Annotated in this window: 13 protein-coding genes; 8 read left to right on the forward strand and 5 right to left on the reverse strand. The window is 34.1% G+C overall.

All coding sequences use genetic code 11. The features are described 5' to 3' along the window. Window positions 1–88: 88 nt before the first annotated feature. The 3 genes from Dongsha4_RS16790 to Dongsha4_RS16800 form a co-directional block, all read right to left on the reverse strand. Complete coding sequence (locus Dongsha4_RS16790) at window positions 89–1,246, reverse strand: glycosyltransferase (protein ID WP_330203442.1); 1,158 nt, start codon at window positions 1,244–1,246, stop codon at window positions 89–91. A 107-nt stretch (window positions 1,247–1,353) separates the two neighbouring features. Beyond that, window positions 1,354–2,241 (reverse strand): NAD(P)-dependent oxidoreductase, encoded by an 888-nt coding sequence (locus Dongsha4_RS16795; protein WP_330203443.1) that lies wholly within the window; start codon window positions 2,239–2,241, stop codon window positions 1,354–1,356. A gap of 49 nt (window positions 2,242–2,290) precedes the next feature. Further along, on the reverse strand, window positions 2,291–2,872 hold the full coding sequence (locus Dongsha4_RS16800) for a hypothetical protein (protein WP_330203444.1): 582 nt from the start codon (window positions 2,870–2,872) through the stop codon (window positions 2,291–2,293). 83 nt (window positions 2,873–2,955) lie between these two features. Here Dongsha4_RS16800 and purE point away from each other — a divergent pair, with 83 nt between their 5' ends. The 3 genes from purE to Dongsha4_RS16815 all read left to right on the forward strand — a co-directional run bounded on the left by purE (window position 2,956) and on the right by Dongsha4_RS16815 (window position 5,392). Further along, on the forward strand, window positions 2,956–3,504 hold the full coding sequence (purE, locus tag Dongsha4_RS16805) for a 5-(carboxyamino)imidazole ribonucleotide mutase (protein ID WP_330203445.1): 549 nt from the start codon (window positions 2,956–2,958) through the stop codon (window positions 3,502–3,504). Window positions 3,505–3,734: 230 nt separating this feature from the next. Beyond that, the gene (locus Dongsha4_RS16810; RefSeq protein ID WP_330203446.1) at window positions 3,735–4,436 is read left to right on the forward strand and encodes a DUF1997 domain-containing protein; all 702 of its coding nucleotides are present in this window, start codon (window positions 3,735–3,737) and stop codon (window positions 4,434–4,436) included. Between the two features lie 68 nt (window positions 4,437–4,504). Then, window positions 4,505–5,392: a phosphorylase gene (locus Dongsha4_RS16815; RefSeq protein WP_330203447.1), complete on the forward strand. Its 888-nt coding sequence runs from the start codon at window positions 4,505–4,507 to the stop codon at window positions 5,390–5,392. Window positions 5,393–5,717: 325 nt separating this feature from the next. On the opposite strand, the gene Dongsha4_RS16820 is transcribed toward Dongsha4_RS16815, so the two are convergent. Beyond that, window positions 5,718–7,394 carry an iron ABC transporter permease gene (locus Dongsha4_RS16820; protein WP_330203448.1) on the reverse strand — a complete coding sequence of 559 codons (1,677 nt, stop codon included), beginning with the start codon at window positions 7,392–7,394 and terminating at the stop codon, window positions 5,718–5,720. 217 nt (window positions 7,395–7,611) lie between these two features. Here Dongsha4_RS16820 and Dongsha4_RS16825 point away from each other — a divergent pair, with 217 nt between their 5' ends. Next, window positions 7,612–7,764 (forward strand): hypothetical protein, encoded by a 153-nt coding sequence (locus Dongsha4_RS16825; RefSeq protein ID WP_330203449.1) that lies wholly within the window; start codon window positions 7,612–7,614, stop codon window positions 7,762–7,764. A gap of 183 nt (window positions 7,765–7,947) precedes the next feature. Here Dongsha4_RS16825 and Dongsha4_RS16830 read toward each other — a convergent pair whose 3' ends face one another. Then, window positions 7,948–8,457, reverse strand: coding sequence for a Tol biopolymer transporter periplasmic protein (locus tag Dongsha4_RS16830; protein ID WP_330203450.1), 510 nt, complete (start codon window positions 8,455–8,457; stop codon window positions 7,948–7,950). Window positions 8,458–8,620: 163 nt separating this feature from the next. On the opposite strand from Dongsha4_RS16830, the gene pstS reads away from it, so the two are divergent. The 4 genes from pstS to Dongsha4_RS16850 all read left to right on the forward strand — a co-directional run bounded on the left by pstS (window position 8,621) and on the right by Dongsha4_RS16850 (window position 12,286). After that, entirely contained in the window at window positions 8,621–9,706 is a 1,086-nt protein-coding gene (gene pstS / locus Dongsha4_RS16835; RefSeq protein WP_330203451.1) for a phosphate ABC transporter substrate-binding protein PstS, read from the forward strand. Window positions 9,707–10,196: 490 nt separating this feature from the next. Further along, complete coding sequence (locus Dongsha4_RS16840; RefSeq protein WP_330203452.1) at window positions 10,197–11,321, forward strand: response regulator; 1,125 nt, start codon at window positions 10,197–10,199, stop codon at window positions 11,319–11,321. A 27-nt stretch (window positions 11,322–11,348) separates the two neighbouring features. After that, complete coding sequence (locus tag Dongsha4_RS16845; protein ID WP_330203453.1) at window positions 11,349–11,711, forward strand: response regulator; 363 nt, start codon at window positions 11,349–11,351, stop codon at window positions 11,709–11,711. 125 nt (window positions 11,712–11,836) lie between these two features. After that, window positions 11,837–12,286 carry a chemotaxis protein CheW gene (locus Dongsha4_RS16850; protein WP_330203454.1) on the forward strand — a complete coding sequence of 150 codons (450 nt, stop codon included), beginning with the start codon at window positions 11,837–11,839 and terminating at the stop codon, window positions 12,284–12,286. Window positions 12,287–12,344 lie beyond the last annotated feature (58 nt).

Below are 12,344 nucleotides of genomic sequence, written 5' to 3' on the forward strand. Positions count from 1 at the left end.
AGTTTGATTATATCCTTGAGAGGACGGTGGAACAAGACTCTTAGCTACTCTAATTTACCAACTATTTTATTAGTACACACTTGGGTTACTAATTGCTACTATAAACCCTGCCTTTCCATTGCCCTCCTTTTCCTTGCCAATGCCTAAAAGCAGAATCAATAGTCATTAAAGTATATAAAAATGCGATCGCACTTAAGCAAAAGGAATAAAATATTGGTAGCTGGTAGAGTTTTACGGTGGGATAGTAGCTTAATGCCATCAACAATAAAGTAATTAAAGAGATAATCAGTAAAGGTATATTAAGGGTATATAGACTGTACAAAAATGCGATCGGACTTATTAAATAAGTGATAAACATTCCCAAAATAGTACCTATTAACAACAAAGTCGAGTAATTTAATTGAGTGAAAGCCGTCCGTGCTACCATATTCCATATGGGGTTTAAGGTGGGGTATTTTCTTAAACTAATAGTAGTATTACTTAAACCCAACCAAATACCATGATTAGGGGGTAAACTTTTTTTAACTAAACTAGCTAGAGTACAATCATCAATTAATGCTTGTTTTAGTGCTTCAATGCCACCAATACGAGTTAGGGCTTTTTCTCTAATCAGGATGCAACCTCCCGCTGCCCCAGATACTTTACTACGAGGATTATTAATCAGAGGAAAAGGATAGAGTTTTTGAAAGAAAAAAATAAAGGCAGGAATTAATAACTTTTCCCAGAAACTTTGACAATGTAATTTAACCATCAAAGAAACTAAATCAAGGTTATCTTTTTCTGCTTTTGCTAATAGCTGACTTAAGTTATCTACCGAGTGTTTTATATCTGCATCAGTAAATAAAAAATAATCTGTTTGTAAATTTTGCCTAGCCCATTCAACTCCCTGAGACATTGCCCATAATTTACCACTCCATCCTTGGGGTAATGGTTTACCATTAAGAATAGTTAGTTGATGAGTTTGATTTTTTTCTCTGGCTAAATTTTCTGCCCTAACTGCAGTATCATCTTTGCTTTGATCATTGACTAAAATAATTTTAAAATATCCTTTATAATCTTGATTCAAAAGAGATTCTAAGCAAATAGAGATACTTTCTGCTTCGTTTCTTGCAGGTATAATTACTGTTACATTTGGTTTTTCTTTCAATATTTGTGACTCTAAAAACTGATTACATAACCAAAAATTTCCCCTCGCTGTTATTAAGTAAATCCAAATAATTAGGGATAAGGTAGCAAGAATTATCATAAAGCAATTAGCACTTAGTTAATAGATTTCAAAAGGGCAAAGTTAAAAGGGCAAGGGGCAAAGGTAATTAATTAGTTTTTCTCCAACAACCTGAAACCTCTTTCCTCTTAATTATCAATAGCTTGGATAATGGCAGAATAGTCGCTGTCTGCTTCTCCATTTTCCACTGCTAGGGTAGTTATTTCTTTTATCCCTTCTAAAGTTGTTGTATTTAGATTAATAGTTTGTGCTGAGGCTAGAAATAAATTAATGTCTTTGAGTAAATGCTTGGTAGGAAAGTTAGGATTACTAAAATTATGATCGCACATTCTTTGTAGTTTTTTATCAAACGTGGGGGCATATAAAGCACTATTACGGAGAATATCCATAAAGGTTTCTACCTCAACACCTTGTTTTTGAATATAACTTAAACTCAGGGCAAAGGTGCTGGTTAACCCTGCTATCATCTGATTTAGTGCCAGTTTAAGAGCCGCCGCACTGCCTATTTCACCGATGTAAAGAGGTTTAGGGGAAAAATGGGTTAAAAGTTCTTCCACTGCCCTAAATAGGCTTTTATCACCACCTACCATTAATAAAAGTTTTCCGCTCTTAACTTCAGGGATACTACCTAAAACGGGGGCTTCGAGATAGTCTCCCCCTTTTTCTTGAATTGTTACATATAATCCTTTACTTTCTCCGGGGGCAATGGTGCCCATTTGAATGATAGTTTTTCCGTCTAAGTCAACTCCAGAATCGAAAATTACTTCTTGGATAGCGGCAATATCACTCAACATTAGAATAATAACATCTCCAAATGCGATCGCTTCATGAATATTGCTAGTAACGGGAATATTCTTTTCTTTAAGAGACTCTAGTTTAGCTTGAGTGCGATTATAGGCTATGACGGGAATTTGAGCTTGTGCTAACCTTAAAATCATCGGATACCCCATCAACCCCATGCCTAATACTGCTACCTTTGTCATACTATCTCCTTTACGTGAAATCTCAGCGAACATTATATCATCTCAGTTTGGGATAAAATTTACTGATTAGACAAGAGGTTTTTTAACTACATCTTTCAATATATTCCACTTCTGGTAATTTGCCTACTCTGTAACTGGTTACAACCTTTCCATCAGTTTCAAAAATCAGTCGGTAGTTTTTATCTTCTTTATCTTGAGGTATAAAAGTGAGATAATGTCCTTTGGGATTGTATGGATGGGCAGATACTTTGATTTTGTCCCCATAAATTGATTTAATTTTTGTTTCACTATCTCCAATTTTTGCTCCTGAAATAGTCGTGATTTTGGGGTTATTTATATCAATTCTGGCAATGGTATCACTGGTAATGTATTGTTGTTTACTTTTTTGTACATCTTTTGTTACCATGAATGAGACATTTTTTAATTCTCCTTCTGTTTGTAAGTAGTAACAACTATCACTTCCTGCATAGGCAAGATATAATTTTGTCTTTGTTGCCATTGCCGCTTCGGGTAGATTCATTCCTACTTTTATTGAGTCAATACTATTAATACTTACTTTCGACTCAGTGGTTAATTGTGACTGGGCTCGAACGATAAATGCAGTTAAAATTGATAGCAAAAAACTAAGAATACCAATAGATAAGATTTTGATTTTATTACTCATTTTTAATAATTTCAAGGCTATGTTTTAGTTCAAAATGATTTAAAATTACTATAGTTAAAACCCCTTTTATTCAACAAATACAAATGTCTGAAATTAATCCCGAAATTGGCATTATTATGGGTAGTGATTCTGATTTGCCTACCATGAAAAGTGCGATCGCAGTTTGTGAACAGTTTAACATTAAATATGAAGTTGCGATCGTTTCTGCCCATCGTACCCCAGAAAAAATGGTAAAGTATGCTCAAAATGCCCATAAAAGAGGAATAAAAGTAATTATCGCAGGGGCAGGAGGTGCGGCCCACCTTCCCGGAATGGTTGCCTCTCTTACGCCTTTACCAGTGGTAGGAGTGCCAGTAACCACGAGACAGTTACAAGGGATTGACTCTTTATATTCTATTGTACAAATGCCTAGAGGGATTCCTGTGGCTACCGTTGCCATCGGAAATGCGGAAAATGCTGGTTTATTAGCAATTAGGATTTTAGCTTCCCAACAACCCGATTTATTAGAGAAAGTGCTTAAATATAGTGATAATTTGCGACAAATGGTAGAAGATAAACAAACAGAATTAGATAAAATCGGTTATGAACAATATTTAGAATCGATGAAATCGGAGTTAGGAGTTAGGAGTTAGGGGTTCGGAGTTAAACCTTAGATGTATTGATAAAAATAATAGATAATTTGATTTTATATCTTTTTTTCTAAATTTAACGGTTTTAGTTTTTATCGGTACAAAGAGAGTTAAGGATAGCTCTCAATGCTTTATTCCACAAGGTTTTTCATTTTTCATTCTCCCCAAAATCTTAACACCCCCCAATCTCCCATTACCCATAAAAAATGATGAGGGAAAGATAAATTAACGCCATGCCAGAAGATAGAGAAAATCAAGATAAAGAAATTCGAGAAAATCAACCTATAACCTTTCAAACCCACTTTACGGGAATCATGGAAATGTATAGTGACTCAGAAACAGTTTGTAACTATCTTAATGATCATCGAGGGTGGTTTGTGCGTTGTGCTGAACCGATGAAAGCAATTCCCTACGGTGAAAATGGTTATACTCTAATTATCGGACACTATGGTGCATTTGGCTATAATGTTGAACCGCAAATGAGTGTTATTTTAGAGCCTCCCATGGAAAACCACTATACCATGTATTCTATATCTAATCCTGAATTTAATCATTCTGGTTATCAAGTTAATTATCGTTCAGAAATGACTATTAATCCCATTCCCATCACATCGGCGGCGAAAGGGATAGAAAAAGCCTATCATCGTCATAAAATTAGCCCTCCCGAAATAATTACCTGTATTAATTGGTGCTTAGATTTATTCGTAACTGTCTCCTTTCCCCCTTTTATTTACAAATTACCTATGTCAGTAGTTTATGATACAGGCGATCGCCTCTTGAGACAGATAGTTAAACAAGTATCACCAAGATTAAGTTATAAAGTGCAAAAAGACTTTCATAGTCGCTTTAATTTGCCAATTCCCCCTGCTAATGCAAGAACTTGTCAACCGTTACAAACACCAGATAAAGTAGAGAGAATAACTGATTTAGAATAAAAAATTGAGAATTTTTACTTATAATCTAATACCGACTAATTATTAACTCTTAGCTACTCACTATAAAAATGAAATCAATCAAGGATAATTGGTGGCAAAAAATAACCTTAGCAACAGAAAAAGCAATTCAATTAAAGGCTTTACATTCTATTCCTAATCATTACGAAATTTTTGAAGATAATAATATTCCTTTTATTATTAGAGTTGTTGATAACCTAAATCGTAAAGATAAAGCAAAAAGAGAGCAAAATAAAGTACAAAAAAAAGAGCCTAATTTTAATCCTTTTTTACCCTACGAAGAAAACTTATTTATAGGAGATATTAGTGATACTCATTTAGCAATTTTAAATAAATATAATGTTGTTGATCATCATTGCTTAATTATTACCCGTGATTTCGAGTCTCAAAATGACATTCTTAACTCCCGTGATTTTTATGCTCTTTGGACTCTTTTAAAACAAATTAAGGGACTAGGTTTTTATAATTGTGGTAAATTATCAGGTGCTTCTCAACCCCATAAACATTTACAATTAATTCCTAAATATTTTACTGATAATATAAGTAATATACCTATTAATCAAATACTTTTAAAACACAGAGAATTTAATAAAAAAGTTACCTTAGATACTTTTCCCTACGAACACAGAATTATGTATTTTTCATCTGAAGTTTTAACAAAAAGTGTAGAATATATTGCTGAACTAACAACAGAATATTATCGACAAATTCTCAGGGATTTAGGAATAGAAATAAAAAACAATCAACCGTCAAAAGATTATAATTTACTAATTACTCAAGATTGGATAAAAGTAGTTCCTAGAAGTCAGGAAAAATATGAATCAATTTCTGTTAACTCATTAGGTTTTGCTGGAGCATTATTAGTAAGAAATCAAGAACAATTAGAGATGATTAAACAAAATAAACCCTTAAATATATTAGCAAAAGTTGGATTTTAACAAATTATTAGTTGAGGTATAGGGATTAAGAAAAAGGTGTCAGGTTGCAAGTGGTGTTGGGGGAAGTCGGGGCTTAGGGTATTTGGGTATTGGGGAGAAGCTAATTTATCACCTTTGCCTATTCCTGATAAGAGCTAAAAATAATCACTTAATTCACCAATGCCTAATTTTATAGTTATTTAGAATGAGAATGAAATAGTTGAACAATATAAATGTTTATCCCAAAATGCTTATTGGTGGGCAATGCCCACCCTACAAATTTTATTGAATTGTCTCAATCTTAATCGAAACGACTAATAATATATGTTCATCGTGGGGGAGTCATCTAATTTTTATGGCGAGATTGGGCAATGCGATAACTAAGGGCAATAACTGGCAAAATACCCACTAAGATAATAGCTAAAGCTGGTGCAGAGGCTTCTATTAACCGCTCATCGGAAGCATATTGATAAACCCGAATAGCAAGGGTATCAAAGTTAAAGGGGCGCATTACAAGGGTTGCAGGTAATTCTTTCATTACATCCACAAACACTAACATTAATGCGGTTAACATTCCCCCTTTTATTAATGGTAGATGAACTTTAACTAAAGTTGCGATCGCACCATAACCTAAACTACGGGAGGCATCATCTAAATTAGGTTTTATTTTGGTTAAACTAGATTCAATAGTATTAAAAGAAACTGCTAAAAAACGAACTAAATAAGCATAAATTAAGCCTGTAATTGTACCGCTTAATAATAAACCAGTAGAAATATTAAAATTACTATTCATCCAACTATCGACTGCATTATCAAATCTCCCTAAAGGGATTAAAATACCTACAGCAATTACAGAACCCGGAATCGCATATCCTAAAGAGGCAATACCCACAGAAGTTTTAATGATTTTATGGGGAATAATTCTTTTTCCATAAGCCATAAATAAGCCAATAATAATGGCAATAATTGCACTGATAACCGCCAAGATTAAACTATTTTTTGCCAATGCCCAAAAACTCTCATTTAAGGTTTCTTCACGATTACGAATAGTTAAATTAAGTAGATAGATTAAAGGAATAAAAAACCCTAAAGTAACGGGAATTAAACAAGCAAAAAAAGCTAAAATACTACGCCACCAACTAAGATGAAAACGAGGTAATTTTTGTTGATTACTGCTGGTTTGATAGTAACGAGCATGGGAGCGAGAAAGTTTTTCTATGGCTAATAAAATAACAATAAAACCCATTAAAAAAGAAGCTAATTGGGCGGCGGCAACTCTTTCACCCATTCCCAACCATGTGCGATAAATACCTGTGGTAAAAGTGCTAACACCAAAATATTGTACTGTGCCAAAATCATTTAAAGTTTCCATCAAAGCAAGAGCTAAACCTGCAATAATAGAGGGACGAGCTAAGGGTAAAGCTACTTTTAAAAAACTTTTCCAAGGGTTGTATCCTAGAGAGCGACTGGCTTCCAATGTACATACTGATTGCTCTAAAAATGCTACTCTAGCTAATAAATAAACATAGGGGTACAGAACTAATACTAGCATTGCGATCGCACCCCAAATATTACGGATAGAAGGAAACCAATAGTCATCAATACTTTCCCAACCAAAAATAGTCCGTAGCCAAATTTGTACTGGACCGAAATACTCTAACATATTGGTATAACTATAAGCGAGAATATAGGCAGGAGCGGCGAGGGGCATTAACAATAACCATTCCCATAAACTCGCCCCCCAAAATTCGCACATAGTGACTAACCATGCACATCCCACACCAATAATCAAAACTCCTATTGTTACCCCTAGCATTAACACCAGAGAATTAACAATATAGTCTTTTAAGACAGTTTCTTGAAGATGTTGCCAAATTTCTTGATGATCTGCGAAAATACTGGTGACAACAGTTAATATTGGTACAGAAATTAAAAGTGCGATCGCACCTACAGAAATATACCAAAAATAGTTAGGTAATTGGGTAAGCCAGAGAGAAATATAATTTTCAGAACTTTTTTGCATTTTGTTATCAAGAGCAAAGTCAAATCAATATAAATAGGTACTTTAATAAGAAAAAATGATTAAGCGAGGACACATCTAAATCGTTAGGGGGCGTTAGGCAATAGGTGAGTATTTTACCCATAACAACGGGTTTAACCCTTTACCTAATTAATAAAAATTAAAATTAATGGGTCTTAGCTTATTGAAAATAATTTAGGTAATCAAAGAAAAATTCGCCATGAAAATCAAAAATAAATATATCATTGTTATTTTACTACTAATCATAACGGCAACTGTTATTCCTAATTATTGGCAGTTAGGTATGACTGGGATGGTAGGTTTCTTTTTAGCATATTTGACCAAAGGAATTCGAGTCAAAAAAATCAAGTAAAAAGCAAACCCCCCTTTATCTCGCTAGGGCTGATTCATTCTAAAATTTTCTGGTTAAGGCAGGGAATAGGGAATAGGCAATGGGCAATACCCCCCTTTATCCCCCCTCTCGAGGGGGGAGGGCAAAAGTGTTTAATTAATTTCTTTCTAATCCCCTAATACCCCAATACCTAAACTCCCAACTCTAGTTATCCAAAACATTACCCCGAATATCGGTAACAACAATATCCCATTGTCCATTTCTGGCAATCTCAAACGCAATTTTTTCTCCGTTGCTACTAATTGTGGGGTTTCTTATTTCTTGTTTGGTTTGAGGGATTAATAATCTTTTTTGTTGAGTGGTGCGATCGTACAAATATAGCCCAGACTTACCCTCCGCTAAAATGGAAAATACCAGATAACGTCCATCTTCAGAAATAGAAGGATTAGAAGCAACTTCATCAAAAGCATTTAAACCGGGTAAATCAATTAGACGACGATTTCTCGCATCGAATAAATATATATCCTGAGAGCCGTTACGATCAGAAACAAAAGTAATATACTCCCCTGAAATGGAGGGATTAAATTCGGCTGAACGAGTGTTAAAACTACGGTTATTATCGGAAAAAGGGAAGTTTAATAAGCGAGGATAATTACTGCAACTACTGAGACAAAAACTGCAAATAATTATTTTAAAAAAACGAGAAAACTTCACAAATTTTTCATTACAAAATGTCAGCTCTCTATTATACTCATATCTCTTCAAAAAAATAAGTTAAAAAAGTATTAACATTTACAATTCTTTACCTCGACTTAAACTAGCTGAGATATTCTTTGCTTGGAAATAACTAATTTAAGTTAAATATATTGGAATTGTTATGGGAAAAATTAAGAGTCTAATACCTTCTGCTTTAGGAGGTTTATTATTTTTGTCCGCAGGGTTAACCGCTTGTAGTGATAAACAAAGTTCTTCTGTAAGCGCTCCAAGTATTGACCCCAATCAGATTGTCATGTTAAAGGGTGCTGGGGCATCTTTTCCCGCTCCGTTATATCAAAAATGGATTCAGGAATATAGTTCTACAGACGATAAAAAAAATATTAGGATTAACTATGATTCTGTCGGTAGTGGCACTGGGGTAAAAAACTTTCTTGCCGAAGCGGTGGATTTTGGTGCTAGTGATGCACCGTTAAAGGATGAAGAAAAGCAGAAATTTCCTGAAAATAGGGGTAAGCCCATTCAAATTCCCATGACTGGAGGGTTATTGGTATTTGCCTATAACCTTGCTAATTACGAAGGATTAGACGATATTCGTTTATCTCGTAACACCTATTGCGGTATTGTGACGGGTAAAATTACGAAGTGGAATGATCCTGCGATCGCAGCCGATAATCCTGATGTAAGATTACCAGATATTCCCCTTATTTTCGTTCATCGCTCTGATGGTAGTGGCACAACTTTTATCTTCACTAGCCACATTGAAAAGGCTTGTAGTGATTGGAGTGCAGGTTCAGGAAAAGAAGTAGAATGGCCTAGCGGAGTTGGTGCAGATGGTAATGAAGGAGTTAGTACCCAAATTCAACAAACCGCAGGTGCGATCGGTTATATAGAATATTCTTACTCCAAAGACAAAAACTTACAAACAGCAGTCTTAGAAAACAAATCAGGTAACTTCATTAAACCTTCTCCAGAAAACGCTTCCAAAGCCTTTGTTGGACAAACTGTCCCCGATGATTTCGCTTTAGTTATTCCTGATACCGAAGCTCCTGATGCTTACCCCATCGTTGGTTTAACTTGGTTACTTCTATACACTAACTACGATGACCCTACTAAAGCAGAAGTAGTGAAAAACTTTGTACAGTGGAGTTTAGTTGAAGGTGATGAAAGTGCTTCTACTTTGGGTTATTTACCCATTCCTGATGATTTACAAGAGAAAGTAATTACCACTCTCAATCAAAGTCTATAGGCTAGTTTGTGTTAAAAGGGCTGTATCAGCACAGGGCAAGGGGCAAAGGTAAATAATTAAGAATTAAAAACCCCTAACTTCTCCCTGATCTGCCCAACACCCCAACCCCGAATTCTCCTGTCCTAAAATTATTAATTATTTCTTAAAATTAAGTATTTTTACTGAATTATTGTCTTTTCTTTTTTGCTAACTAAACCTACAATTTTGATTATTTTTTCAAAGATAACTTTTTGGTTAAAAAATATACTTTTTCTTCTTTTTCATGTGTTCTGGAATACATCTTTATCTCAAAAAAAACATCTTTTGTTATGCTTTTAGTAAGGAATCATCTATAACTTTATTCTCTCTTAGGTTAAGACAAAGTTAAGGGTAAATGGTAAAAATAAAAAGGTTTTTTTCTGAGTAAAAATCTTATTCAAAGTGGGAATAAAGACTGTATTAAAGATAGTAATTGTTAGTTGAATTAAACTGTAATATTATGATTGCGACCATGACCAGAAAGACTGTAACTTCCCCTAATGTTAAGGAAATAGTTGCCATTCCCTATAAAGCCTTACAGGGATTATTAGCAAAAAAAGTTTCGGGTAAATTAATGATTCAAGACCCCAATGACGAGTCGGTAAAGTGGCTGATTTATCTGGGTGAGGGAAAGATTCACTATGCCCATAGTGTCAATGGTAAAAGAGAAAGAGTTAGATACCTTTTATCTCGGTGTTATCCTGAGCATGGTTTTTATATACCCCAAGAATTGGAAGATGATTATGGTTTTATTTGTCAGCATTGGCGTGATGGTGATTTGGATATGCAGAAGGTTCGTACTATCCTCGCTTACATGACTCAAGAGGCGATCGCACTTTGTTTAGCTTTACCTCGTGCTACCATTTCCTTTGAAAAAATTGTTGGTTTAGACCCTTTAATTCTTAATCTTAGTTTAAAATCCCTGATTGAACCCGTAAAATCGAAAGTCAGAGGATGGGTTACTCTCAGAGAATATATTTCTTCCCCTTTTGTTCGTCCTCAAGTGAATAATTGGGATGTTTTAAGAACTCATTTTGGCAATAGAATAGCAGAATATCAGGAAGTTGAACAGTTAAAACCCTATTTAGACGATCATCGTACTTTATATGATATTGCCTCTTATTCCCGTCATTCTGTTTTAGATTTAGCCTTACTATTACATCCCCTAATCAAATCAGATATTATCACCGTCAGCCCTTTTCAAGAACCGATTGAAGCTGAAGATAAACCCCTTATTGCTTGTATTGATGACAGTCAGGCTATTCAAAGAATAGTCAAAATGACCTTAATTGCAGGGGGATTTGATGTAGTAAGCATCACTGAACCAGCTAAAGCCATGAGTAGTTTTGTTCGAAAAAAACCAGATTTAATTCTTATGGACATCAATATGCCTGATATTGACGGCTATAAATTAGCTTATATGTTACGTCAATCAGCTTTACTCAAAGATATTCCTATCCTAATGTTAACAGGTAGAGATGGAGTTTTAGACAGGGTAAAAGCAAAAATGGTTGGTGCTGTAGGATACATTTCTAAACCATTTAATCCCCAAGAATTAGTACAATCAATACAAGATAACATTCAAAAAGCTGTTTAATTAATTTTCAAAATAATTTTTAAAAGTATGAAAAAAGTGTTAGTAGTCGATGATTCTAAATCCCAACAACGTCTCGTTAATGGTTTATTACAAACTTTGGACGTGGAGGTAGAGTTAGCCGACAATGGAGAATCTGCCTTGCAATGGTTAACCCATAATGGACAACCAGATTTAATTCTGATGGATATTGTTATGCCCGATATGAGTGGTTTAGATGTTTGTCGTCATATTCGTAAGGAAATGAATTATAAAACCGTTCCTATTATTTTCGTGACTACCAAAGACGAAGATTTTGATAAATTTTGGGCATTGAGACAAGGGGGCACTGCTTATATTACAAAGCCTTATAGTCCTACTGATTTGTTAAATACTGTCAAGAATTATCTTTGATTAATTAAGGAGATTGGGGCTTAGGGTATTAGGGTATTAGGGGGCTGTGTGACGAAGCATCTTCGCTACCTTGTAAGCACAGTAAATTGCTAATTACTGATTGAAATATAATTTTTAATTCTCTCATGGATTATTTTATTGTCGAATTAACTAATCAAAAAAAAATCGCTATTCCCCTCGAAAAAATACAGGAGGTGATAACAGCTAATTATGCTGATATTTGCCCTATTCCGGGGGTTAAAAATAGTCTTTTAGGGTTAATTAGTCAAAGGGGTATTTTACTGTGGTTATTAGATTTATCTTTACTATTGCAAAATGTTCCTTCTTTTTCTAATCGTCTGAGTTCTAGCACTATTTTAGTTACTAAATTAGGTAAAAATAATGTAGGTTTAATTGTCAAAAAATTAGGAGAAATTAAAGATTTTTTACAGGATAACATTAGCCAAGATAATTTAGAAAAAAGTTCTTCTATTCCTCTTTTAAATGAATATTTAGATAGTTTTATTCATAATGAAAAAGAGTTATTACCAATTTTAAATTTGGCTAACATTCAAACTTACTTAAATACTAATTAGTTATTATTTTTATCTTTAAAGTTTTACGTAATCATCAATATTTTACTTTATAAGGAGT

The organism is Cyanobacterium sp. Dongsha4, from assembly GCF_036345015.1.
GTDB lineage: Bacteria > Cyanobacteriota > Cyanobacteriia > Cyanobacteriales > Cyanobacteriaceae > PCC-10605.

Coding starts and splice junctions, on each gene's coding strand:
- Dongsha4_RS16800 (WP_330203444.1), bottom strand. CDS start 2,872: ATGAGTAATAAAATCAAAATCTTATCTATTGGTATTCTTAGTTTTTTG.
- Dongsha4_RS16795 (WP_330203443.1), bottom strand. CDS start 2,241: ATGTTCGCTGAGATTTCACGTAAAGGAGATAGTATGACAAAGGTAGCA.
- pstS (WP_330203451.1), top strand. CDS start 8,621: ATGGGAAAAATTAAGAGTCTAATACCTTCTGCTTTAGGAGGTTTATTA.
- Dongsha4_RS16810 (WP_330203446.1), top strand. CDS start 3,735: ATGCCAGAAGATAGAGAAAATCAAGATAAAGAAATTCGAGAAAATCAA.
- Dongsha4_RS16820 (WP_330203448.1), bottom strand. CDS start 7,394: ATGCAAAAAAGTTCTGAAAATTATATTTCTCTCTGGCTTACCCAATTA.
- Dongsha4_RS16815 (WP_330203447.1), top strand. CDS start 4,505: ATGAAATCAATCAAGGATAATTGGTGGCAAAAAATAACCTTAGCAACA.
- Dongsha4_RS16850 (WP_330203454.1), top strand. CDS start 11,837: ATGGATTATTTTATTGTCGAATTAACTAATCAAAAAAAAATCGCTATT.
- Dongsha4_RS16845 (WP_330203453.1), top strand. CDS start 11,349: ATGAAAAAAGTGTTAGTAGTCGATGATTCTAAATCCCAACAACGTCTC.
- purE (WP_330203445.1), top strand. CDS start 2,956: ATGTCTGAAATTAATCCCGAAATTGGCATTATTATGGGTAGTGATTCT.
- Dongsha4_RS16790 (WP_330203442.1), bottom strand. CDS start 1,246: ATGATAATTCTTGCTACCTTATCCCTAATTATTTGGATTTACTTAATA.
- Dongsha4_RS16840 (WP_330203452.1), top strand. CDS start 10,197: ATGACCAGAAAGACTGTAACTTCCCCTAATGTTAAGGAAATAGTTGCC.
- Dongsha4_RS16825 (WP_330203449.1), top strand. CDS start 7,612: ATGAAAATCAAAAATAAATATATCATTGTTATTTTACTACTAATCATA.